This is a genomic window from Cellulosimicrobium sp. So1_17, assembly GCF_055181235.1.
This window is the reverse complement of the sequence record NZ_CM143702.1, coordinates 3,506,347-3,529,320: the sequence shown is the minus strand read 5'-3', so window position 1 is coordinate 3,529,320 and position 22,974 is coordinate 3,506,347. Positions and strand designations below refer to the sequence as shown.

Annotated in this window: 24 protein-coding genes; 14 read left to right on the top strand and 10 right to left on the bottom strand. The window is 75.2% G+C overall.

The annotated features are described in order from the left end of the window. Positions 1-21: 21 nt before the first annotated feature. Positions 22-1,140: a VIT1/CCC1 transporter family protein gene (locus ACZCLJ_RS15490; protein WP_463104386.1), complete on the bottom strand. Its 1,119-nt coding sequence runs from the start codon at positions 1,138-1,140 to the stop codon at positions 22-24. A 107-nt stretch (positions 1,141-1,247) separates the two neighbouring features. Here ACZCLJ_RS15490 and ACZCLJ_RS15485 point away from each other — a divergent pair, with 107 nt between their 5' ends. Then, positions 1,248-1,619 carry an FKBP-type peptidyl-prolyl cis-trans isomerase gene (locus ACZCLJ_RS15485; protein WP_251149833.1) on the top strand — a complete coding sequence of 124 codons (372 nt, stop codon included), beginning with the start codon at positions 1,248-1,250 and terminating at the stop codon, positions 1,617-1,619. Positions 1,620-1,734: 115 nt separating this feature from the next. On the opposite strand, the gene ACZCLJ_RS15480 is transcribed toward ACZCLJ_RS15485, so the two are convergent. Continuing rightward, complete coding sequence (locus ACZCLJ_RS15480; RefSeq protein WP_463104385.1) at positions 1,735-2,448, bottom strand: DedA family protein; 714 nt, start codon at positions 2,446-2,448, stop codon at positions 1,735-1,737. 280 nt (positions 2,449-2,728) lie between these two features. Between ACZCLJ_RS15480 and ACZCLJ_RS15475 the strand changes: the two genes are divergently transcribed. Both ACZCLJ_RS15475 and ACZCLJ_RS15470 read left to right on the top strand, forming a co-directional pair. Next, complete coding sequence (locus ACZCLJ_RS15475; RefSeq protein WP_463104384.1) at positions 2,729-3,379, top strand: ribonuclease H family protein; 651 nt, start codon at positions 2,729-2,731, stop codon at positions 3,377-3,379. 120 nt (positions 3,380-3,499) lie between these two features. After that, positions 3,500-4,522 (top strand): DNA-3-methyladenine glycosylase family protein, encoded by a 1,023-nt coding sequence (locus ACZCLJ_RS15470; RefSeq protein ID WP_463104383.1) that lies wholly within the window; start codon positions 3,500-3,502, stop codon positions 4,520-4,522. 16 nt (positions 4,523-4,538) lie between these two features. Here the strand turns inward: ACZCLJ_RS15470 and ACZCLJ_RS15465 are convergent, their stop codons facing one another. The 3 genes from ACZCLJ_RS15465 to ACZCLJ_RS15455 form a co-directional block, all read right to left on the bottom strand. Then, positions 4,539-4,712 carry a hypothetical protein gene (locus ACZCLJ_RS15465; protein ID WP_251149830.1) on the bottom strand — a complete coding sequence of 58 codons (174 nt, stop codon included), beginning with the start codon at positions 4,710-4,712 and terminating at the stop codon, positions 4,539-4,541. A 148-nt stretch (positions 4,713-4,860) separates the two neighbouring features. Beyond that, positions 4,861-5,535 (bottom strand): DsbA family oxidoreductase, encoded by a 675-nt coding sequence (locus tag ACZCLJ_RS15460; RefSeq protein WP_463104382.1) that lies wholly within the window; start codon positions 5,533-5,535, stop codon positions 4,861-4,863. A gap of 25 nt (positions 5,536-5,560) precedes the next feature. Then, on the bottom strand, positions 5,561-6,256 hold the full coding sequence (locus tag ACZCLJ_RS15455) for a DinB family protein (protein WP_463104381.1): 696 nt from the start codon (positions 6,254-6,256) through the stop codon (positions 5,561-5,563). A 337-nt stretch (positions 6,257-6,593) separates the two neighbouring features. Between ACZCLJ_RS15455 and ACZCLJ_RS15450 the strand changes: the two genes are divergently transcribed. Both ACZCLJ_RS15450 and ACZCLJ_RS15445 read left to right on the top strand, forming a co-directional pair. After that, positions 6,594-7,241, top strand: a complete 648-nt coding sequence (locus tag ACZCLJ_RS15450; RefSeq protein ID WP_463104380.1) for a histidine phosphatase family protein — start codon at positions 6,594-6,596, stop codon at positions 7,239-7,241. 69 nt (positions 7,242-7,310) lie between these two features. Next, complete coding sequence (locus tag ACZCLJ_RS15445; protein ID WP_251149826.1) at positions 7,311-7,880, top strand: PH domain-containing protein; 570 nt, start codon at positions 7,311-7,313, stop codon at positions 7,878-7,880. A 41-nt stretch (positions 7,881-7,921) separates the two neighbouring features. On the opposite strand, the gene fes is transcribed toward ACZCLJ_RS15445, so the two are convergent. After that, a complete protein-coding gene (gene fes, locus ACZCLJ_RS15440; RefSeq protein ID WP_463104379.1) occupies positions 7,922-9,256 on the bottom strand; it encodes an enterochelin esterase in 1,335 nt (444 codons plus the stop codon). Between the two features lie 33 nt (positions 9,257-9,289). Continuing rightward, a complete protein-coding gene (locus ACZCLJ_RS15435; protein ID WP_463104378.1) occupies positions 9,290-10,015 on the bottom strand; it encodes an MOSC domain-containing protein in 726 nt (241 codons plus the stop codon). Positions 10,016-10,049: 34 nt separating this feature from the next. On the opposite strand from ACZCLJ_RS15435, the gene ACZCLJ_RS15430 reads away from it, so the two are divergent. From ACZCLJ_RS15430 to ACZCLJ_RS15400, 7 genes are all read left to right on the top strand, one after another. Next, positions 10,050-10,661 carry a class I SAM-dependent methyltransferase gene (locus tag ACZCLJ_RS15430; RefSeq protein ID WP_463104377.1) on the top strand — a complete coding sequence of 204 codons (612 nt, stop codon included), beginning with the start codon at positions 10,050-10,052 and terminating at the stop codon, positions 10,659-10,661. Then, positions 10,658-11,176: a hypothetical protein gene (locus tag ACZCLJ_RS15425; RefSeq protein WP_463104376.1), complete on the top strand. Its 519-nt coding sequence runs from the start codon at positions 10,658-10,660 to the stop codon at positions 11,174-11,176. The genes ACZCLJ_RS15430 and ACZCLJ_RS15425 overlap by 4 nt, the downstream gene beginning before the upstream one ends. Positions 11,177-11,188: 12 nt before the next feature. Then, a complete protein-coding gene (locus ACZCLJ_RS15420) occupies positions 11,189-11,476 on the top strand; it encodes a hypothetical protein (protein ID WP_463104375.1) in 288 nt (95 codons plus the stop codon). A 61-nt stretch (positions 11,477-11,537) separates the two neighbouring features. Continuing rightward, positions 11,538-13,385 (top strand): AMP-binding protein, encoded by a 1,848-nt coding sequence (locus tag ACZCLJ_RS15415; protein WP_463106415.1) that lies wholly within the window; start codon positions 11,538-11,540, stop codon positions 13,383-13,385. 125 nt (positions 13,386-13,510) lie between these two features. Continuing rightward, positions 13,511-14,845: an NAD(P)/FAD-dependent oxidoreductase gene (locus ACZCLJ_RS15410; protein WP_251149820.1), complete on the top strand. Its 1,335-nt coding sequence runs from the start codon at positions 13,511-13,513 to the stop codon at positions 14,843-14,845. 126 nt (positions 14,846-14,971) lie between these two features. Continuing rightward, on the top strand, positions 14,972-15,427 hold the full coding sequence (locus tag ACZCLJ_RS15405) for a hypothetical protein (protein WP_463104374.1): 456 nt from the start codon (positions 14,972-14,974) through the stop codon (positions 15,425-15,427). Positions 15,428-15,605: 178 nt separating this feature from the next. Further along, on the top strand, positions 15,606-17,369 hold the full coding sequence (locus tag ACZCLJ_RS15400; RefSeq protein WP_463104373.1) for a M20/M25/M40 family metallo-hydrolase: 1,764 nt from the start codon (positions 15,606-15,608) through the stop codon (positions 17,367-17,369). A 130-nt stretch (positions 17,370-17,499) separates the two neighbouring features. Here the strand turns inward: ACZCLJ_RS15400 and ACZCLJ_RS15395 are convergent, their stop codons facing one another. Both ACZCLJ_RS15395 and ACZCLJ_RS15390 read right to left on the bottom strand, forming a co-directional pair. Then, a complete protein-coding gene (locus ACZCLJ_RS15395; RefSeq protein ID WP_463104372.1) occupies positions 17,500-18,162 on the bottom strand; it encodes an SDR family oxidoreductase in 663 nt (220 codons plus the stop codon). 78 nt (positions 18,163-18,240) lie between these two features. Then, positions 18,241-19,983, bottom strand: coding sequence for an acyltransferase (locus tag ACZCLJ_RS15390; RefSeq protein ID WP_463104371.1), 1,743 nt, complete (start codon positions 19,981-19,983; stop codon positions 18,241-18,243). A gap of 113 nt (positions 19,984-20,096) precedes the next feature. Here ACZCLJ_RS15390 and ACZCLJ_RS15385 point away from each other — a divergent pair, with 113 nt between their 5' ends. After that, positions 20,097-21,440, top strand: coding sequence for an exonuclease domain-containing protein (locus ACZCLJ_RS15385; RefSeq protein ID WP_463104370.1), 1,344 nt, complete (start codon positions 20,097-20,099; stop codon positions 21,438-21,440). A gap of 84 nt (positions 21,441-21,524) precedes the next feature. Beyond that, positions 21,525-22,502 carry a hypothetical protein gene (locus ACZCLJ_RS15380; protein WP_463104369.1) on the top strand — a complete coding sequence of 326 codons (978 nt, stop codon included), beginning with the start codon at positions 21,525-21,527 and terminating at the stop codon, positions 22,500-22,502. Positions 22,503-22,505: 3 nt separating this feature from the next. Here the strand turns inward: ACZCLJ_RS15380 and ACZCLJ_RS15375 are convergent, their stop codons facing one another. After that, positions 22,506-22,865: a hypothetical protein gene (locus ACZCLJ_RS15375; RefSeq protein ID WP_463104368.1), complete on the bottom strand. Its 360-nt coding sequence runs from the start codon at positions 22,863-22,865 to the stop codon at positions 22,506-22,508. Positions 22,866-22,974 lie beyond the last annotated feature (109 nt).

Below are 22,974 nucleotides of genomic sequence, written 5' to 3'. Positions count from 1 at the left end.
CACCACCCGACGCACCCGATTTCACCCGACCGTTGCCCCGAACACCCGACCGAGCAGGTACGTGGCGAGCGCAGCGCCGAACCCGATGGCGACCTGCCGGAGCCCGCGCGTCACGGGCGACGTGCCGGACAGGAGGCCGACCGTCGCACCGGTCGCGAGGAGCGCGATCCCGACGAGACCGCCGGCGACCGCCACGGCCGCCGCTCCCGTCAGGCCCAGCAGGTAGGGCAGGACCGGGATGAGCGCACCCGACGCGAAGAAGAGGAACGACGACACGGCCGCGCCGATCGCCGTGCCGTGGGTCTCGTGCTCGTCGACCGAGGGGGCGGGCGCGATCTCCGTCTGCGCCGTGTAGGTCGAGAGCACCTCGGACGCGTGCGCCTCGGCCTCGCCCGCGGTCATGCCGCGCGCTCGGTAGACCAGCGCGAGCTCGTTCGCGTCGACGTCGAGGTCGGGCAGCGCGGCCGACGCGTGCGGGCTCGGCGTCGACGCGTCGAGGAGCTCGCGCTGCGACCGCACCGACACGTACTCGCCCGCGCCCATCGACAGCGCCCCGGCGAGGAGCCCGGCGAGCCCGGAGAGCAGGACCGTCTGGTTCGAGGCACCCGACGCCCCGATGCCGAGGATCAGGGCGAGGTTGGACACGAGCCCGTCGTTGGCCCCGAACACGGCGGCGCGGAACGTCCCCGACATCCGGTTCCGCCCGCGCGTCGCGAGGCCGCGCACGACCTCCTCGTGGATGCGCTCGTCGGCGGCCATCGTCGCGGTCGCGTCCGCGTCGGTCTCGTACGACGACCGCGACTCGGCCCGTTGCGCGAGCGCGAGGACGAACACGCCACCGAAGCGCCGTGCGAGCGAGCCCAGGCTCCGGGTGCGCCAGTTGCCGCGCAGCGGCCGCCCGACGTCGTCGCCGAGGAGGTCGAGCCAGTGCTGCTCGTGGCGCCTCTCGGCGTCGGCCAGGGCGAGGAGGATCTCGCGCTCCTCGCCGCTGCGCCGGCTCGCGAGGTCACGGTAGGACGCCGCTTCCGCACGCTCGTCGGCGAGGTACCGGCGCCACCGGCGCACGTCGCGGGCGCTCGGGGCGACGCCGGCGGAAGGTTCTGCGGGCACGCCGGACGACGGCTCGGGGGAGGTGGCCATGCCTCCCATGATGGCGATCTTTCGCGTCCGGGTGTTTCGCCTCCCCGAAGACGGGGACGGCGGTGTCCGTCTGACGCCGTCCGTCGGCACGTGGTTGGATCGACGGCATGACCACACAGCCTGAACGCCCCGAGATCGACGCGCCCGAAGGGCCCGCACCCACCGAGCTCGTCGTCGAGGACGTCGTCGTCGGCGACGGACCGGAGGCCACCCCCGGCTCGACCGTCGACGTCCACTACCTCGGCGTCGAGTACGAGACCGGCGACGAGTTCGACGCGTCGTGGAACCGCGGCCAGTCGATCAACTTCCCGCTGCGCAGCCTCATCGCGGGCTGGCAGCAGGGCATCCCCGGGATGAAGGTGGGCGGGCGCCGCAAGCTCGTCGTGCCGCCGGAGCTCGCCTACGGCCCCGCCGGCGGCGGCCACCGCCTGTCCGGCAAGACGCTGATCTTCGTCATCGACCTGCTCGGCGTCTCCTGACCCGCACCGCCTCTCCCGCGAGGTAGCACCCCGGTCCGCGAGGTAGTACCGCGGTCCGCGAGGTAGTACCGCGGTCTTCAGCGCGAGGTAGTACCGCGGTCTTCAGACCGGGGTACTACCTCGCCGGAGCGGAGCACGGGACCAGAGCCGCCTCGCGATCAGCCGGCGACGGGTCCGGGTTCGTGACGCCCGACGTCAGTACGGACCGTTCCCGGCGGGCAGCGCGGACCCGAACCACCGCGTCGACGACGACGCCGACGAGCACTCCCCCGACGACACCGACGACCACGGCCAGGAGCGGGCTGTCGCCGAGCCAGGCGGCCGCGAGCGTGCCGACCGCGACGGAGTACGCGGACCACACCACGGACGCGACCGCCGAGAGTCCCATGAAGCGCCGCCGCGAGAAGCCCACCGCACCGGCCGTGACGTTGACCGCCGTCCGCCCGACGGGCACGAACCGCGCCGCCAGGACGACGGACGCGCCGCGACGGTCGAGCGCTCGTGCCGCCCAGCCCACGGTGCGCTGCCCGCGGGAGCCACGCAGGGCAGGGAGCGCCCGTGTCCCGAGCGCGCGACCGAGCGCGTAGGCGAGCTGGTCACCGCACCACGCGCCGAGCGCCGCGACCAGCAGGACGAGCCCCCAGGGCACCCCGCCGCCCGACTGCGCCCCGACCGCGAGCATGACGATGACCGTCTCGCCGGGGATCGGCGGGAAGAACCCGTCGGCCGCGGTCGTCGCGAAGAGCGTCGGCAGCGCCCACACGGAGTCGACGAGCGCGAGCAACCATGACTCGACCTGTCCCCACAGCTCCCCCACCCACGTGACCATGCCCCCACCCTCGACGACCGGCCCGGCCTCCCACCATGGGGTATCCCCCCGGTTCTCCCCTGAGGCGACCCCGACCGTGCCGCGGGAGAACCGGGGTCCCCGACGTCGCGCCGGGGTACGGGACGGCAGGTCCGTCGGGCCCGTCGACCTCGACGCCGGACGCGTGCACGACGTCGTCCCCGGACGGGAGACAATGTGCCCCGACGCATTCGCCTCCCCGCGCCGCAGCCCGCGGACGGGGACGTCCGTGATCGAGGAGCACAGTGGATCGAGGAGCGCAGTGATCACTGTCAGCACCGACGGCTCGTGCCTGGTCAACCCCGGCGGGGCGATCGGTTGGGCGTGGATCAACCACGACGGGTCGTTCGACTCCGGCGGTGCCGTGAGCGGGACCAACCAGGTCGCCGAGCTCACGGCCCTCCTCCAAGCCGTCCGCTCGCACCCGGGTGCCGAGCCGCTGCTCATCGAGTCCGACTCCCAGTACGCGATCAAGTGCGCGTCGGAGTGGGTCGTCGCGTGGAAGCGCAAGGGCTGGCGGACCGCCGGCGGTCAGCCGGTGAAGAACCTCGAGCTCGTGCAGGCCATCGACCGGGCGATCACGGAGCGTGCCGGGCCGGTGCGCTTCCGCTGGGTCCGCGGCCACGTGGGCGACCCGTTCAACGAGCGCGCGGACCAGCTCGCCGGCCTCGCCGCCCAGGACTGGGCCGCCGGTCGCGGCGACCTCGACGGGACCCTCGTCCCCGAGCTCGGCGACCCCACCGCCGCTCCCGGGCGAGCCGCGCCGTCGTCCGCCGCGACGGCCGCGGCGGCCACGACGGCCACGACGGCCACGACGGCCACGACGGCCACGACGGCCACGACGGCCACGACGGCCACGACCAAGGCGGGTGCGGCGGCCCCCGACTGGGGCATGGACACGCTCTTCGACTGATCTTCCGCCCCGCCGAGAACGACCTGAGGGTCGCCATCCCGGCGAGAACGACCTCCATGTCGTGCTCGGCAGCGAGCAGCGTCGTGCTCGGGCGTCGGGGGCGGGTGCGACCATGGAACGGTGACCGTCGCGCCGAGCACGGGCCTGGAGCCCGCCGAGCACGGGCCTGTCGACCGTTCTCGGCCGGAACCGGTGGCCGATCCCGTGCTCGCGGCAGACGAGCCCCGCGCCCGACGCCTCACCTCCGACCGGCCGCTCGACCTCCACCTCACGCTCGCCCGGCTCCGGCGCGGACCCTACGACCCGACCGTCCGCGTGTCGCCGTCCGGCGAGGTCTGGCGGACGAGCCGTCTCGCGTCCGGACCCGTCACGTGCTGCCTCGTCCAGGCGGGGCCGCGCGACGTCGTCTGCCACGCGTGGGGCCCGGGCGCCGAGGAGGCGCTCGACGGGCTCCCGGCCCTCCTGGGCGAGCACGACGACGCGTCCGGGTTCGTCCCGCCGCCCTCGCTCCGCGACGTCCACCGTCGGGCGGCCGGTCTGCGCGTGCCCCGGACCGGACGCGTCCTGGAGGCGCTCGTGCCCGCGATCCTCGAGCAGCGCGTGCAGACCGTCGTCGCGTGGCGCTCCTGGATCTCGCTGGTGCGCCGGTACGGCGAGCCCGCCCCCGGTCCCGCGGGCGGGGTGGGGATGCTCGTCGTGCCCGACGCCGCCACCTGGGTGGGCATCCCGAGCTGGGAATGGCACCGGGCCGGGGTGGACCCGGGACGCGCGCGGACCGTGCGCGCGGCGGCGCAGGTCGCGCGACGGCTCGAGGAGTGCGCCGACGTGCTCGACGCCGACGGGGCGCCCGCAGCGCACGCACGGCTACGGCTCGTCCCGGGAGTCGGTGTCTGGACGGCGGCCGAGGTCGCGCAGCGCGCGCTCGGCGACGCCGACTCGGTGTCGGTCGGGGACTACCACCTGTCGAAGGCGGTGGGGTGGGCGCTCGTCGGCGAGCGCGTCGACGACGACCGCATGCTCGAGCTCCTCGCCCCCTACGCGCCGCACCGCTACCGCGTCGTGCGGCTGCTCGAGATCTCCGGGCGCGCGCGACCTCCGCGCCGCGGACCGAAGCTCTCGATCCAGGACCACCGGCAGAACTGACCGGCCGCCCCACCCGTCACTCGGGCAGCGCGCACACCCCGTCGACGCACGCGCCGGCGTCGTCGGAGCCGACCATCGTGAACGTCTGGGCGTCCTCGTGGTGGGGCGCCGCGGCCTCCGCGGCGGACACGGTCATGAGGGTCGTGCGGCGCGGGTTGGCGATGGAGTGGAAGAGCGTGGTGTCGGTCATCGGGAGATCCTCCTCGTGGGATTCACGGGCTCCGGTGCACGTGGGAGTCGGTGCCGGCGGCGGTGCGGGCTTCTGTCCAGTGTCGGTGATACCGCGTCTCGGTTCCACCGCACCGCCTGTGACGTGCGTCGCCCTGGTCGCAGGCCTGTCAGGCTGCGGCACCCTCCGCCGCCGCCTGCTCGAGCACCTGGACGAACACTGCCGGGTCCTGTGCGCCTGAGACTCCGTACCGCCCGTCGACGACGAAGAACGGGACGCCGTTGATGCCGTAGGCGCGGGCCTGCTCGATGTCCGCCTGCACGTCGTCGGCGTACCGGCCGTCCTCGAGCGCGGCGACGGTCTCGTCGCGGTCGAGACCCACCTCGGCGGCGAGGTCGGCCAGGATCTCGGGACGGCCCACATGCTGTCCCTCCTCGAAGTAGGCCCTGAGCAGGCGCTCCTTCATCTCGACCTGCTTGCCGTGCGCCTTCGCGTGGTGCAGCAGCTCGTGGGCGGCCAGCGTCTTCGTGTGCTGCACGGCGTCGAAGTCGTACGCGAGGCCCTCGGCGGCGGCGAGCTGCGTCATCTGACCGAGCATCTGCTCGACCTGCTCGCGCGGCATCCCCTTGTGCCCGGCGAGGAAGTCGACCTCCGTGCCGTCGAAGTCGACGGGGGTGTCGGGAGACAGCTCGAACGAGTGGTACTCGATCTCGACCTGCGGCGCGAAGCCGCTCTCCTCGAGGCGCCCGAGCGCCGTCTCGAGACGTCGCTTGCCCACGTAGCACCACGGGCACGCCACGTCGGACCAGATGTCGATCTTCACCGTCGAGGGGTTCTGCGTCATGTGACGGTTCAACTGTCCAGGAGGCTCACCGATTCCCCGGCGCCGCTGTGACGTGCGACGCCCGGTACAGGTCCTGCAGCACCATGATCTCCGCGCCGTGGTGGATCAGCTCGCGGTTCATGTGCGCGACGAGGTGGGCGAACGGGGACTGCGCGTCGATCGGGGTGGCCTGGCTCAGGCCGACCGTGAACATCTCGTCGTCGGGCAGCGCCTCGACGCCCTCGCGCCAGCGGTCCACCCCGCGGCGCAGCCCGTCGACGGCAGGACCCACCTCGCCCGAGAACGGCACCGCGTCGCGCCGTCGCTCGTGGTCGCCGAACGTCCACTCCCAGCGTTCGAAGAACGCCTCCGTGAGGTGCGCGACGAGCCACGCGATCGTGCGGGGCTGCGCCGACTCCGGACCTGCCGGCCACTCCATGACCCACTCCCCCGGCCCGAGCGTCCGGGGCGCGCGCTCCTCCCCGCGCCGCACGACCCGCAGCGCGTCCGGTCCCGGCTCCCACTCGAGCTCGGCCTGCGTCACGGTCGCGAGGCGCTCCGCGAGGACGAGCCAGGAGAACCCGAGCTGGCCCCGCACGACGGCTGCCGCGGTCGGGACCTCCAGGACCGACCAGTCGAACTCCGGGCTGCCGTACGTGTGCTCGTCCTGATCCGTGGCCCGAGCGCCGTCCGTGCCGTCAGTACCGTCAATGCCGTCCGTGCCGCCGCCTTCGCGCGCCATCGTCCTTCTCCTCACCGTGGAGCTGCTCGACCTGCGCGACACTAGGACGAGCCGCCCACACCGGCCCGCCAGACACACACGGACACAGACACCGACAACGACACCGACCGGAGCCCAGCCTTGCGCGTCCGCCCTCGCACCGTCCTGCTCGTCGCGACCGGGATCGCCGTCGTGCTCCTCGCCGCGCTCGTCGTCTTCCTCGCGGTCAACGGGGTCGACGGCGTCCCGGACTGACGCCGGACCGTCCCTCCGCGCTGCCCGCCGCGCGCCCACGGGGACCGCGGGGGATCCTGCTGGGAGGCCCGAGACCCTCGGACCCCGAGCAGGAAGGCCCCCCGTGACTGCGAACGACACCGCACCCGACCCCCAGCTCGTGCTCGTCCGGCACGGGGAGACCGAGTGGAGCGCGACGGGCAGGCACACCGGCCGCAGCGACATCCCGCTCACCGTCGCGGGCGAGCAGCAGGCCGTCGCAGCGGGCGTGTGGCTGCAGCGGTGGGCCGACGAGCGCGGGCGACGCCCCGCCGTCGTGCTCGCGAGCCCCCGGCAGCGGGCGCGACGGACGGCCGACCTCGCGGGGTTCGCCGACGTGCCGACGGACGACGACCTCGTCGAGTGGGACTACGGGCCGGTGGAGGGCCGCACGACGCGCGAGATCTCCGCCGAGCTCGGACGCGAGTGGCTCGTGTTCCGCGACGGGGTCAACGTGCTCTCCTCGCCCGACGGTCACCGTGGCGAGGCGCTCGACGACGTGGCCGCGCGCTGCGCCCGGGTCCTCGCCCGGGTGGAGCCGACGCTGCGCGACGGCGACGACGTCGTGCTGTTCGCCCACGGGCACGTGCTGCGCGTCCTCGCGACCGTGTGGCTCGGCGTCGACCCCGGGCTGGGCGCACGCCTGGAGCTCGGCACGGCCACGATCTGCCTGCTCGGGTACGGCCACGGTCTGCGCACGATCGAGGGCTGGAACCTGCCCGCGAACGGCTGACCTCGCGGCGCGGTCCACAGGTGTGGGACGCCCTGGGCCGGCGCGTCACGAGGTGGCACCATGCTCCCCATGGGACTGAGCGAGAAGCACCTCACCGAGGGTGAGCACGTCGTCATGGAGCTCAAGGAGCACGCGAAGGCGCTGTTCTGGCCCCTCGCGCTGCTGGCCCTCCTCGTCGCGGCGGTCGTCGTCGCGGTCGTCCTCGTCCCGGACCCGGTCGTGCGCTGGGTGATCGCCGGCGTCGCGCTCGTCGCGGCCGTGATCTGGGTCTTCGTGCCGTGGCTGCGCTGGCGCACCACGGAGTACACGGTGACGAACAAGCGCATCTCGCTGCGCACGGGCATCATCACGCGCACCGGCCGCGACATCCCGCTCTACCGCATCAACGACGTCAACTACGAGAAGGGCCCGATCGACCGGCTCTTCGGGTGCGGGACGCTCGTCATCTCCGACGCCACCGACAAGCCGGGCCTCGAGCTGCACGACGTCCCCGACGTCGAGACCGTCCAGGTGCGCCTGCACGACCTCCTCTTCAGCGCCGACGACGGCTCCGACGACGGCGAGTGGCCGCCGAACGAGCCGCCGCGCGGCCCTCGGGGCCCTCGCGCGCCGCGCATCCCGCGCGCCGAGCACGGCTGAGGCTCAGCGCGACCGTCCCGCGCCCCGAGCACGGCTGACGCTCAGCGCGACCATCCCGTCCCCTTCGGCGGGCCGAGGACCTCCACCAGCCCGGTGCCGAGGCACGCGTGCCACCACGCCCAGTCGTGGCCGCCGTCGACCTCGGTGAGGACCACGTGCTCGCGCCGGCCGCGCAGCAGGTCCCGCACCTCGCGGTTCGCGTCCGTGACCGTCCCCTCGTGGGCCCCGACCTGCAGCACCGTGCGGCCCGTGCGCGGGCCCGCGGTCCGGAGCCAGCCGGCGACGTCGCGCGCCGACGCGTCGTCGAGGTCGGGCCACCACAGCGATCCGGACTGCGCGAGGGCGTTCCCGAACCGGTCCGGACGGTGCCGCACCTCCTGGAGCGCCGCGAGACCGCCGAGGCTCTGCCCGGCCACGACGGTCAGGGCGGGGTCGCGCGTGACGCGGACCCCGCGGTCGGCGAGGTCCCGCGTGACCTCGGGCAGCAGGTGGTCGGCGAGGTCGTCGTAGTACGCCGTGCTGCCGGGCAGGTCCCGTCCGCGCTCGGCCCGGGTCAGGGAACCCACGAGCACGGCGACGAACGGCGTCACCGTGCGGTGCGCGACGAGGGCGTCGAACAGCGAGCGGGCGTCGAGCTGCTCGGCCCAGACCTGGCCGTCGTGCAGCACGACGAGCGGCAGCTCGCGCCGGCCTGCCACCGGGAACCCGGCCGGCGCGTGGCCCGAGCCCGGCGGCACGTACGTCCACACGGGGTAGGCGCCCGCGCCGGGCCGCTGCCAGGTGCGCCGTTCGAGGACGCCGCGCGGCGCGCCGTCGGGCAGTGCGAGCGGGCGGGGCGCGCGCGGGCCGCGGGCGACCGAGCGGGCCTCGCCGCGCAGACCCCGGTACGACGGCGACGGGTTGAGCACGTCGTGGACGGATCGCCCCAGGAGGTCGAGCCACCAGGCGCGCGTATCCGCGTCGTCCCTGCCGCCCGGGGCGACCGGCTCCTCGTCGAGCGGGAGGAAGCCGTACCCGGAGACCCACTGCGGACCGGTCGCGAACGCCGCCCACCACACGTCGGTCCCGGGCACGCGCTCCATGAGACCGTCGGCGAGGTGCGAGCGGTCGGCGAACGGCTGGACGTCGACGTACACGGCGGCGGCGTGAGCGTCCCGGTGGAGGAAGAGCGTGAGGTCGGTCGTCCCCGGGCCGGGGATGCGCAGCGGCGTGCCGATCCGGGCGACCTCGTCCCACCACGCGTCGGAGCCGACCGCCGCCGGGCCGGCGACGACGGCGCACAGCCTCTGCGCGGCCAGCGACAGCCGCCCGCGCACCCCCTCACGGAGGAGCGGCCGGAGATCACGGACGACGGACGCGGGTGACGTGGCCTGCACGTGACGAAGGGTAGCCGCGGTCGGCCGGGCGCCTCAGTCGTCCACGCCGTGGCCGGCGGCGATCTCGGCACGCTCGCGCAGCTCGTCCGCGAGGGTCGTGTCGCCGCCGAGGTGGGCCGCGAGGAGGCGCCGGGCGACGTCGGCGGCACGCTCCGGGTCGGCCCCGCGGCCGGTCCACGCGCCGAACCAGTCCTGGAGCGTCACGCCGTGCTCCGGCCGGTAGCAGACGGTCACGGCGTCACCTGCGCGCAGCTCGCCGGTGCGCACGACCCGCAGGTACGCACCCGTCCGGTTCGCGACGGCGAACCGCTTGACCCACCTCTCCTCGCCCAGGTAGCGCGCGAACGTCGCGCACGGCGTCCGCGGGAGGGTGACCTCGAGCAGCGCCGTGCCGACGGACCACCGCTCGCCCACGACGGCGCCGCTCACCGGGATGCCCTGCACGCGCAGGTTCTCGCCGAACAGGCCCGGCGTGACCTCGCGCCCGAGCTCGCCGGCCCACCACTCGGCGTCGTCCTGCCCGTACGCGTACACGGCCTGCTCCTCGCCGCCGTGGTCGGCGCGGTCGGCCTGCACGTCGGCGTAGAGCCCGAGGCGGCGCACCTTGACGGGCCCGTCGACGGGTCTCTTGTCGATCGCCGTGACACCGATGGGGCCGGCGTCCGGCAGGAGTGCGTGCACGCGGCACACGGCGAGCAGCGCTCCGGTCGGGGCGGACGACGCGAGATCGGTCACGGGGGCGGTGGTCGTGGTGCTCATCCTCGGATTGTCGCAGCCCGGGTACCGTCGGGGAATGAGCACCGCCCGTCCCTCCCGCTGGGAGCAGAAGGTCGCCGCCGACCCGTCCCACTCCACCTGGTACGTCGAGAGGTTCCGCAGCATGGCCGCCGACGGCGCCGACCTCGCGGGCGAGGCGCGGCTCGTCGACGCGATGCTGCCGCGCGGCTCGCGCGTGCTCGACGCAGGGTGCGGCCCGGGCCGGGTGGGGGCGGAGCTCGCAGCGCGGGGGCACGTCGTGGTCGGCGTGGACGTCGACCCGGTGCTCGTCGACGCCGCTCGCACCGACCACCCGGGACCGGACTGGCGCGTCGGGGACCTCGCGGAGCTCGACCTGCCCGCGGAGGGTGTCGCCGAACCGTTCGACGCGATCGTGTGCGCGGGCAACGTCATGACGTTCCTCGCGCCGGGCACCGAGGTCGAGGTGCTCCGCCGGTTCGGGGCGCACCTCGCACCGGGCGGGCGCGCCGTCGTCGGGTTCGGCGCCGGACGCGGGTACCCGCACGACGCGTTCCTGGCCGACGTCGCGACCGCAGGCCTGCGCGTCGACCTCGCCCTCGCGACGTGGGACCTGCGTCCCTACTCTGCGGACGCCGACTTCCTCGTCGCCGTGCTCTCCGCGCCGTGAGCGCCGCACGACGCGCGGGCGGCCCGGTCCTCTCCTTCGGCCTGCTCGCGGCGGTGGCCGCGTGCGGTGGCGGCGCCGAACCGTCGGAACCCGCACCCCCGCCGGACGCGCTCACGTCCTACGCGGAGGCGGGTCGGGCCCTCCGCGCCGACGTCGACGGCGTGCTCGGCGCCGACGGCTGGGCCGACGACCACGTCCCCACCGCGACGGGGCAGGACGACGGCCGCTGCGTCGTCTTCCTCCTGGACTCCCACGCGACGCGCGAGGGCTCGGCGTCCTACGACCTGCTCGAGGAGGTTCCCGACGCGATCGCCTCCAGGCTCGAGGAGCACGGCTTCGGTGCGCCCTCGGACGTCGTGCACCCGGAGCACGGGGGGTCGGCGTACGTCGAGGCCGAGGACCCCGCCGGGTGGTCGGTCCGCGTGACCGCGGACGGCGACGTCGTGCGCCTCGACCTGTCCGGCCCGGTCGCGCTCGACCCGTGCGACGAGGCCGGCCTGCCGGCACTCGGCTGACGGAGAGCGCCCGTGCCCTCCTACCGCGTCACGCTCGCCGTCGGGCTGCTGCACCCCGGCGCCGACCCGGAGTCGGTCCTGCCCGCCGCCGTCGCCGCCGGCCGCGAGCGCACGACCGTCGAGGCGTACGACGTCGGCGTCGTGCGCGGGGAGGCGCGCATCACCGTGCGCTTCCTCGCCGACGGCGACGAGGCGGCGCACACGGTGGCCCGAGCGGTGGAGGCCGGCGTGCGGACCCTCGCGGCGGCGTCGGACCGCCGCCTGACCCGACGGTGGGGCGCGCGCTGGTACCCCGCCTGAGAAGCGGGCACGAGGGCCTCACAGAACCTACGCAACCGTAGGTTACGGTGGCGTAGTGAACATGCTGGCGACGAAGCCGTGGACGTCCCGCTACGCACCGGGCGTCCCGGCCGACGTGAAGATCCCCGACGAGCCGGTCACCGCTGCCCTCACCGCGGCCGCGGGCCGCTGGCCCGCGCGCGTCGCGGTCGACTTCTTCGGCGCGACGACCACCTACGCGCACCTCGCCGCCGAGGTGGAGCGCGCGGCCGGCGCCCTCCACGACCTCGGCGTGCGGCGTGGTGACCGCGTCGCGATCGTCCTGCCCAACATCACCGCCCACGTCGTGGCGTTCTACGCGGTCCTGCGGCTCGGCGCGGTCGTCGTCGAGCACAACCCCACGTACACCGCGGACGAGCTCGCGCACCAGCTCGCCGACTCGGGTGCGAGCGTCGCTCTCGTGTGGACCAAGGCCGTGCCAGCGGTCCTCGCCGCCCGCGACGGCTCGGAGCACGCGGCACCCGACCTCCGCACGGTCGTCGCGGTCGACCTGGCACGCGACCTGCCCACCGCGTCACGGCTGGCCCTGCGCCTGCCCGTGGCGCGCGCCCGCGCCCAGCGCGACGCGCTGCGCGGCCCGGTCCCCGCCGGGGTCCCGGACTGGCACGACCTCGTCCGTCGCGCGCGCCGCCTGCCGCAGGCGCTCCCCCACCCGACCTCCGACGACGTCGCGCTCATCCAGTACACGGGCGGCACCACGGGCACGCCCAAGGGCGCCGTCCTCACGCACCGCAACCTCGTCGCGAACGTCGTGCAGGGCCAGGCGTGGGCCGCGTTCACGGAGGGCGCGGAGGTCGTCTACGGCGTCCTGCCGTTCTTCCACGCGTTCGGCCTGACGTTCTGCCTCACGCTCCCCGCGCGCATCGGCGCGACGCTCGTCGCGTTCCCGAAGTTCGACCCGCAGGCGTTCGTCGCCGCGCAGAAGCGACGCCCGGCGACGTTCCTGCCCGGCGTCGCGCCCATGTTCGACCGGATCGTCGCGGCCGCCACCGGGACCGCGTCCGGCGACGGCTCCGAGGGTCGGGCGGCGGAGCCCCGGGCCGACCTGTCGTCGATCCGGCTCGCGTTCGCCGGCGCGATGCCGATCACCGCAGAGACCGCACAGCGCTGGGAGGACGCCACGGGCGGCCTGCTCATCGAGGGCTACGGCATGACGGAGACGGCACCGGTCGCGCTCGGCAACCCCTGCTCCGACGACCGCCGCCCCGGGACCCTCGGCCTGCCGTTCCCGAGCACCGACATCCGCGTCGTCGACGCCGAGGCGCTCGACGCGGGCGACCTGCGCGACGCGGAGCCCACCACGCCGGACGGCGGCGTCCCGACCGTCCGGGGCGAGCTCCTCGTCCGCGGCCCCCAGGTCTTCCAGGGCTACTGGCAGCGCCCCGACGAGACCGCGGGCCAGCTCCTCGACGACGGCTGGCTGCGCACCGGCGACGTCGTCGAGGTGCCGCTCGACGGTCCCGACGCCGGCACGGTCACGCTCGTCGACCGCATCAAGGAGATGATCGTCACCGGCGGGTTCAAGGTGTACCCGTCGCAGGTCGAGGAGCACCTGCGGCAGATGCCCGGCGTGCGCGACGTCGCGGTCGTGGGCCTGCCCGGGACGGGCTCGGACGAGCAGGTGGCGGCCGTCCTCGTCCTGGACGAGGCGTCTGGTGGTCCGGTCGGGGCCGACGACGGCGGGTCGCCGCCGCGCGTCGACCTCGCCGCGGTCCGGGAGTGGGGCGAGAAGCGCCTCGCCCGGTACGCGCTGCCGCGGACGCTCGCCGTCGTGCCGGAGCTCCCGCGCTCGCAGATCGGCAAGGTCCTGCGCCGCGTCGTGCGCGAGGACCTCCTCGACCGCGACGACGTCGAGCGCCACCGCGGCTGACGGCGGGCGCCGCCCGTTCGCAGGCGGCGCGCGCCCGCCGTAACCTGGCTGGCGTCGTCGGCGACGTCCGCGACGCAGGTGGCGGGCGCCGTCGGGCCCACCACCCGTCGCCCTGAGGAGGCCCCGTGCCCGAGTCCGCCCCACCCACCGCCCTGCCGCACGTCGTGGTGGTCGGCGCCGGGTTCGCCGGTCTCGCCGTGGTCAAGGAGCTCGCGAAGGCCCCCGTGCGCGTCACGCTCGTCGACCGCCGCGTCTACAACACGTTCCAGCCGCTCCTCTACCAGGTGGCGACGGGCGGCCTGAACCCGGGCGACGTCACGTACTTCCTGCGCGGCCTGCGGCTCAAGCAGAAGAACGTGCGGGTCGTGCACGAGCACCTCGTCGGCATCGACCACGAGGGCCGGCGCATCCGGCTCCTCAACGACGAGTGGGTCGGCTACGACTACCTCGTGCTCGCCAACGGCGTCACCGCGAACTTCTTCGGCACCCCCGGCGCCAAGGAGAACTCGTTCCCCATGTACTCGCGGTCCCAGGCGATGAAGATCCGCGACACGCTGTTCGTCCGGCTCGAGAAGGCGGCGTCGACGCCGGGCACCGACGACGGGCTGCGGGTCGTGGTCGTGGGCGGCGGCGCGACGGGCGTCGAGGTCGCCGGGGCGCTCGCCGAGCTGCGCACGGCCGGGCTACGGCCCGCGTACCCGGAGATCCACGGCGACGCGTTCGAGGTGAAGATCGTCCAGCGTGGCGCCGAGGTGCTCAAGTCCTTCGACCCGCGGCTGCGCCGCTACGCCGCCGAGGAGCTGCGGCGTCGCGACGTGAGCCTGCACCTCGGGGCCGGCGTCGCGGAGGTCCTGCCCGACGCCGTCGTGCTCACCGACGGCACGCGCATCCGCTCCGACCTCACCGTCTGGTCCGCGGGCGTGCACCCGCACGAGGAGGTCGACGACTGGGGTCTGCCGCGCGGCGAGGGCGGTCGCGTCGTCGTGGGCGACGACCTGCAGGTCGAGGGCCTGCCCGGCGTGTTCGCGGCGGGCGACATCGCCGCCTCGCCCGCGGGACTGCCGCAGCTCGCGCAGCCCGCGATCCAGTCCGGCACGCAGGTCGCGCGCAACATCCGGGCCCTCGTCGACGGGCGCCCGACGGCGCCCCTGCACTACTTCGACAAGGGCACCATGGCCGTCATCGGGCGGCGCGCAGCGATCGCCGAGGTCGTCGGGAAGGTCCGGCTCACGCGCGGGGTCGCCTGGCTCGCCTGGCTGTTCGTGCACATCATGGGCCTCATCGGACCGCGCAACCGCCTGACGACGCTCGCGGGCTTGGTCACGCGGTACGGCTTCCCGTTCCACCGCCGCCCCATCCCCATCGTGGGCGACGTGCCGACGATCCGACCCCCCAAGAAGGGCCCCGGTGCGGCCCGTGCGGCCACCGACCGGACGGACATCGCGGACAGGTCCGCCTGAAACACCCCGACTCTCGATCGCCGGGGGCAATCGTCCCGTACGCTCGACGTGGGAGCCGCAGGGGGCGGCGCCCACCGATGCCGGGGGGCAGCAGTGCGTTGTGTCGTGCGTCAGAGTGGTGCCGTGGTGACGGCCGTCGTGGTCGTCGCCGTCCTCGGGGCGTGCCGTGCGCCTGTCGATCCCGGCGCGGGCGGGCCCACCACGCCGCCGGGCCCCACGAGCCCGGTGACGGACGCGCCCACCGACCAGCCGACGCCCGCGCCGACGGACGGCACCCCGACCACCGACCCGGCGGACCCGGCGCTCCCCGGGGGGAGCGAGGGTGTCGACGTCCGCGTCCGCATCGAGCCCGGCTACACGATGCCCGACCTCGTCGAGGCCTCGCTCGGGCAGGCGCGTCGCACGCTCGACCGCGAGGGAGCGACGACGGTCCAGGTGGTCGACGCGCGTCGTGGCGACGTCGTCGCAGGTCGGTCGAGCGGCTGGACGGTGTGCGAGCACGAGCCCGCTGCGGGGACCTTCACGATCGACGCTGCCGAGGTCGTGCTCACCGCCGCGCCGAACGCTCGCCAGTGCCCCTGACCCGACACTGAGCCGCCCTCCCGCCTGACCCCGAGCCGTCGACCTCTCGACGGCGCCCCGGGCAGCGCCTACGCTCACGATCACACGAGTCCTCGCACCGTCGCGTCTCGTGTGCGACTCGGCTGACCCCTCGGCACGACCGGGGGCGGCCGGCGGGGGCCACTGCCGAGGAGGATGCGTGAGACCACGAACGTTCGTCCCGTCCGCAGCCGCCGCGAGCCTCGTGCTCGCGGTCCTGTCCGCCGCGCCGGTGGGCGCCGCCCCCGCCGGCGCCCTGCGCGCCGCCGCAGACCCGCTCCCGCTCGAGGACCTCGTCACCGGCGACGCGGTCATGGACCGCCTGGTGGACCTGCAGGCCATCGCCGACGCGAACGGCAACAGCCGCGCGCTCGAGACCCCCGGGTACGAGGCCAGCGCCGTGTACGTCGAGGAGGCCCTGACGGCCGCCGGGTACACGCCCGAGCGCCAGTACTTCACGTTCGAGGACCTCGTCGTGGACGACCTCTCGCTCACGGCGGCGGGCGTCGAGCCGACCGACGACCTCTACGCCGCGGAGTTCTCCCCCGCCACCCCGGACGACGGCGTCACGGGGCCGATCGTCCAGCCCGTCGACGACCTGCGCCACGGCTGCACCGCCGCGGACTGGGACGGCGTCGACGCGACGGGCGCCGTCGCGCTCGTCAGCCGCGGCACGTGCGCCTTCTCGATCAAGGTCACGAACGCCATGGCCGACGGGGCCGTCGCGGTGATCCTCTACAACAACGTCGACGAACCGCTGAACCCGACGCTCGGTGCCGCGGGCGCGTGGGTCCCGACGGTCGGGCTCTCGCTGTCGGACGGCCAGGAGATCCTCGCCGCGCTCGAGGGAGGCGCCGCCGCCGAGGCGACCTACGACTACCAGTACCACGTCGACGAGTTCGAGACCTTCAACGTCATCGCCCAGACACCGGGCGGCCGCGCGAACAACGTCGTCATGGCCGGCGCGCACCTCGACGGCGTCGAGGAGGGCCCGGGCATCAACGACAACGGGTCGGGCTCGATGGCGATCCTCGAGGTCGCGGTCCAGCTCGCCGCCGCCGCGGAGGAGGACGGCTGGCCCGACAACGCGGTGCGGTTCGCGTGGTGGGGCGCGGAGGAGGTCGGGCTCGTCGGCTCGACGCACTACGTCGACGACCTCGTCGCGAACGACCCCGCGGCGCTCGACGACATCGCCACGTACCTCAACTTCGACATGGTCGGCTCGCCGAACTACATCATCGGCGTCTACGACGCCGACGAGTCGACGCACGAGGCCCCGGTCCCCGTGCCGGAGGGCTCGGCCGAGACCGAGGCCGTCTTCACGGACTACTTCGACCAGATCGGGCAGCCGTGGGTCGACACGGAGTTCTCGGGCCGCTCCGACTACCAGGCGTTCATCAACAACGGCGTCCCGGCGTCCGGTCTGTTCACCGGCGCCGACGGCTCGAAGACCGCCGAGGAGGTCGCGCTGTTCGGCGGCACCGAGGGCATCTTCTACGACCCGAACTACCACTCTCCCGAGGACACGATCGACAACGTGGACCCGACGGCGCTCGACATCATGTCGCGCGCGATCGGCCACGCGGTCGCGGCCCTCGCCGACGACACGTTCCCGGTCAACGGCGCGGGCAACCCGGAGCTCACGGCGCTCACGGCCGAGGCCCGCTGCCTGAACGGCACGGCGTACGTCGCGGTGCGCGCGACGAACGACGAGACCGGGTGGGCGGACGTCCGGATCGCCACGGAGTTCGGCCAGAAGAAGTTCACGAAGGTCGGGTCCGGCTCGAACGCGTACCAGTCGTTCAGCACCCGCTCGGCGTCGGTCGAGGCCGGCAGCGCCACGGTCAGCGCGTACCGGTGGAACGACGGCGACCCGCGCCACCAGGTGTACGAGGTGCCGTACGACGCGATCAGCTGCGGCTGACGTCTGGCGGTGAGCACGAGGACGGCGACCGGGTCCGCACGGACCCGGTCGCCGTTCTCGTGCAGGGCCCGGGACCTCGGGCCGGCCGCGACCCCGCGCTCGGCCTCGGCCTCGGGCGGGACGCGCCCGGCTACTCGGCGAACACCTCGAGGATCGGCGCGTCGCCGGAGGTGAACCGGACGAACCGGCCGACGGTTCCGGGCGTGCGCAGCACCTGCGTCACGACCATCGCGACGTCCGCCCGGGAGACCTGCGACGCCGCGCCCTCCGGTGTCTCGGCGTCGTCCGCGAGGACCGTGATCGCGCCCGTCGGGTCGTCGTCCGTGAGCGTGCCCGGCCCGAGGATCGTCCACTCGAGGTCGGTGCCGCGCAGGTGGTCGTCCGCGGCGAGCTTCGCGTCGGCGTACGCGAAGAAGCTGCTGTCCTCCGGGACGCCGTGCTCGGGGACGGAGCCGATCCACGACACCATGACGTAGCGGCGGACCCCCGCCGACGCCGCGGCGTCCATCGAGCGGATCGCGGCGTCCCGGTCGACGGCGTACGTGCGCTCCGGGGAACCGCCGCCGGCCCCGGCGCTCCACACGACGGCATCGAACCCGTCGATCGCCGCGGCGATCTCCTCCGTCGACGCGTGCTCCACGTCGAGCAGGACGGGCTCCGCGCCGAGGGAGCGGACGAGCGGCACCTGCTCCTCGCGCCGCACGACTCCCGCCGCGTGCTCACCGCGGTCCGCGAGGATCGGCAGGAGCAGCCGACCGACCTTGCCGTGCGCTCCGATGACGGCGACCTTCATGGGGCGTCCTTCCGTGGGGGTGCTGGATGTGGCTCCACCGTGGCCCGGGAGCGGGCCCGCCGCCACCCGGGGCGAGGCTCAGACGCGCGGCGCGGGGGCGTGGATGCCGCGGGGCACCCACCCGAGGACGCCCGGACGGCCCAGGAGGTCGGCGGCGTACCACGCGGTCGCGAGCCACATCTCGGTGCCCTGGAGGCTCGGCAGCCCGTCCGGGACACCCGACGCCGTGCCGCCCCGGGCCGTCCGGGACCCCTCCGGGGCGAAGGCCAGGCCGTCCGGCGTCCAGCGCTCGACGATCCCGTCGAGGACGCGGCGCGCGACGTCGTCCGCCTCGGCCGTGCGGTAGCCGTCGGCGCCGCACCGGCGCGCCCACCACAGCAGGTGCACCACGTCGAGCGCGTCGCAGGCCGTGACGCGCGGCGCGTCGAGCACCCCGCAGGACGCGTGCCGCAGCACCGAGTCCGTGAGCTCGCGCCCGAGCCCGAGGGCCGTCCCCCACTGCGCGAACGTGCCGCGCACCAGCCGGTACGTCCCGTTGACCGGCTCGCGCCACCCGTCGGACGCGCGCGGGGCGCCCCAGAGCCCCGTCACCGGGTCGCGGTGCTCGACGAGCCAGCCGACGAGGGCCTCCCGCGCCCCAGCGGGCACCTCGACGCCGGCCTCGCGCGCGAACGTCAGCGCGGTCCCGACGGTGTCGACCGTCGACCCCGCACCCCACGCGTTCGTCGCCCACGGCAGCGCCTCGAGCCTCCGCACGACCTCGGCGGCGCTCGCGGCCACGGACGGCACGGCGGGCAGCGTCGTACCGAGCAGGTCGAGCGCGTACCCGACGCACAGCACGTGGTACGCGGCCGGGCCGTCGGCCCACGCGCCGCCGGGCTGCGTGCCGCCGGGCTCCGCGTCGTCGGGCCCCGCGACGCCGGGCAGGACCTTCTCCCCGTGCCCGAGCTCCGGGGTGCGACCGTCCGGACCGACGAGGTCCGTGAGGCGCCGGACGTGCTCGTCGCGCGACAGACCCGCGGGCGCGCCGCCCGCGAGCGCCGCGAGCTCGACGGCGTCGCAGTGGGCGCGCACGGTCGGCGGGGCACCGGGCGCGTCGCGGTGGTCCTGGCCGTCGAACGCCCGCTCGACGAGCGCCGGCAGGGCCGCCAGCGCCTCGGCGCCGAAGCGCTCGAGCCGGCGCGCCCGCTCGGCGTCGGGCTCCGGGCGCCGGGCCGGCGCGGACGGGGGTGCGGTGCCGGTGGAGGTGGCGGGCCGCTCGCCCGTGCGGCGGTCGCGCACGACGCGCGCCGGGTTGCCGACGGCGACCGCGTCCGCAGGTACGTCGCGCGTGACGACGGCGCCCGCGCCGATGACCGCGTGGTCGCCCACGACGACCCCGTCGAGGATCACGACGTGCGCGCCGATCCACACGTCGTCGCCGATCGTGATGCCGCGCGACGTGAGGCCCTGCCGGAACACGGGCACGTCCACGCGGTCGAACGCGTGGTCGAACCCGAGGATGCTCGTGTGGCTGCCGATGCGCACGGCGTCGCCGACGGTCACGGCCCCCCGGATCGCGGCGGAGACGTTGACGGAGCAGTCCGCCCCGATCGCGACGTCGCCCGTCACGTGGGCGTGCGCGGCGACGTAGCTGCGGTCACCCAGGGCGAACGTGTCGGCGTCGACGTCGGCGAGGCCGGAGACGACGCAGGCGTCACCGATCGCGTGGCCGGCCGCGCGGAGGGACGCGACGCGCTCGTCGTTCGCCTCGCGCTGCTCCGGCGAGGCCGTGGTGTCGAAGGTCCAGGGGGCGTAGTCGGGGGTCAGCGGGCCGGGCACGCGCACCAGGCTCGCACAGGCCGACCGGACCGACCTCGGCCGCGGCGGAACCGAACGGAAACGGTCACGCGCGCTCGGAGGTCCCCGTCGGCGGCGTCGGGCAGACTGTGCCCGTGCCCGGATTCGCCGTCGTCGACCTCGAGACCACCGGGTTCTCCCCTCGCCTCGGCGACCGGGTCGCGGAGGTCGCCGTCGTCCTGGTCGACGACGCGGGCCGGGTCGAGGACGAGTGGTGCACCCTGGTCAACCCCGGGCGCGACCTGGGTCCGCAGCACGTGCACGGCATCGCGGCCGCCGACGTCGCGCTCGCGCCGGCGTTCGACCGCGTCGTCCCGGCACTCCTCCGCCTGCTCGACGGCCGGGTCCTCGTCGCGCACAACGCGTCCTTCGACACCCGGTTCCTGCGCGCCGAGCTCGGCCGTGCGGGCGTCGCGGCGGCGATCGACCCGCTCGCGTGCCTGTGCACGCAGCAGCTCGCCGGGCGCTGGCTCACCGGGTCGCGGAGCCTCGCCGCGTGCTGCGCGACCGTGGGCGTGGTGCACGACGGCGTCCACTCGGCCCTCGGGGACGCGCGCGCCACCGCGGGGCTGCTCGCGCACTACCTCGACGTCGCACGGGAGGACGAGTGCTGGGACGTCGCCCGCGCCGCGGCGGACGGCGTGCGCTGGACGCTCCCGCCCGCGCTCGACGTCGAGCCCGTGCAGCGCGGCGCGAGCCGGCTCCACGGCCACTGGCTCGCGGCCCTCGACAGACCACCCGTCCTTGCCGCCAATGCGCTGCCCGACGGCGCGGGGCGACGTCGGGCGTCCCGGTCCGCGGCCGTCACGGCGGGCTCGACCGACGAGTACCTCTCCCTGCTCGACCTCGCGCTGCTCGACCGGTACGTGTCGCACACCGAGCGCAGCGCCCTGGTGGATGCCGCGCGACGTGCCGGGCTGTCTCGGTCGGACGTCGAGCGGCTGCACCGCGACCACCTCGCGCTCCTCGCGGGCGACGTCCTGGACGTCGCCGTGTCGTCGGCCCTCGGCGAGCGGGTCGACGAGACCGGGGTGCTCGGCGCCCTCACGGAGGACCCGACGCTGCACGAGGTCGCGGGCCAGCTCGGGCTCGACGCGGACGACGTCCTCGCCGCGGCCCAGGCCGCGCTCGGGGCGCGGCTCGTGGGCGACGCGCGGGTCGGCGTCGGGCACCGGGAGCGCTTCGTCCTCGTGCCGTGTGACGAAGTGGTGCTCACCGGGTCGATGCGGCGCACGCGTCCCGCGTGGGAGGACGCCGTGCGCCGGGCCGGGCTCGCGCCGTGGGCGTACGTGACGCGCCGCACCCGGCTCGTCGTCGCGGCGGACCCGGACTCGCTGTCGACCAAGGCCCGCACGGCGCGCCGCTACGGCATCCCGATCATCACCGAGGACGCGTTCGCCCGGATGCTCGACGAGGTCGGGGTCGCCCGCACGGCGTGACCACCCACCCCCGCCGAGTGCTGGGCGAGCTCGCGCGCGGGGCTCGGCGCTGCGCGACGTGCGGCCAGCGGGGAGGCTGTCCCCATGAGCCCCGACGCACCCGTCGACGTCGACACCCTGCTCGACGAGCTGTACGCGCTGCCGCTCGAGCAGTTCGTCGTCGCGCGCACGGCGGCGTCGAAACGGATCAAGGCGTCGGGCGATGCCGTCGGTGCCGAGCGCGTGGGGCGGCTCCCCAAGCCGACGGTCGCGGCGTGGGTCGTCAACCAGGTCGCGCGCGAGCACCCCGACGAGGTCGCGGCGCTCGTCGCGATCGGCGACGAGCTGCGCGACGCGACCGAGGACCGCGACCGGGGCCGGCTGACCGCTCTGGACCGGCTGCGTCGCGAGCGCGTCGAGGCGCTGGTCGGGACCGTGAGGAAGGCTGGCGAGGTCGCCGGGCGCGCGGTCTCCTCGAGCGCGGTCGACCGCCTCGCCGAGACGCTGACCGCCGCCGTCATGGACCCGGACGCAGGCGCCGTCGTGCAGGCCGGGCGCCTGAGCCAGGCGCTGCAGCACGTCGGGTTCGGGATCGTCGACGAGGGCGGGGAGCCCGCGGACGTCGTCACCCTCCACGTCGTGGGCGACGACGGCCGCGCACGTCCGCGGAAGGGTCGCCGCAGCGCCGGCGAGGGGAAGGCCGGCGCCGGCGGCAAGGGTGCCGGGGCAGAGCCCGCGGAAGCGGAGGAGCCGGACCCGCTCGCCGAGGCCGAGCGCGCCGTCGAGGAGACCGCGGCCGAGGTCGACCGGCTCGAGGCCGCCCGTGACGAGGCGGACGCGCTGGCGCGCGAGGCGAGCGACGCCGTCGGGCAGGTGGAGGACGAGCTGGGCCGCATCGAGGACGAGCTCGCCCGGCTCGCCGACGAACGCGACGAGGCCCGCACCCGGCTGGAGGCCGCGCGCGCTGCACAGGACGAGGCACGGGCCGAGCTGGGGTCCGCCGACGACGCGCTCGAGGCGGCGGAGGAGCGTGCCGCCGAGGCGCGCAAGGCTCGCCGCGCCGCCCGTCGCCCGCGGCGCTGAGGCTCAGCCCACGCCGGGTCGGGCGATCGGGGGCGACAGCTCCAGCGACACCTCGCCCGCCGTGAGCCGGTCCTCGATGCACCGCACGACGTCGGACGCGTCCGACCGGGACACCCCCGGATCGAACCGCACGCCGACCGACGACGCCGGCATGTCGGCCGTGGAGATCATCTCGGCGACCGACAGGCCCGACGCCTCGACGCACGACATCCAGTCCCCCTCGCCGTGCGCGGCGCCGATCGTCCAGGCCTCGTCCGGCGCGCCGTCGTCCGGCCCTCGGACCGCTGGACCGCACGCGGAGAGGCACGCCGTCAGGACGACGAGCACGGCCGCGCCCCGGCGACCGCGAAGTGCTCCGGTCATCACGTCCTCCCCTCGCTCTGATCGTGTGGTGACCCCGCGCGACCTTGCACGGGCCGACCCGTACCGTCGCCGTTCGTCGTGCGCGAACGCGGGATTGAGCCGGGACCGC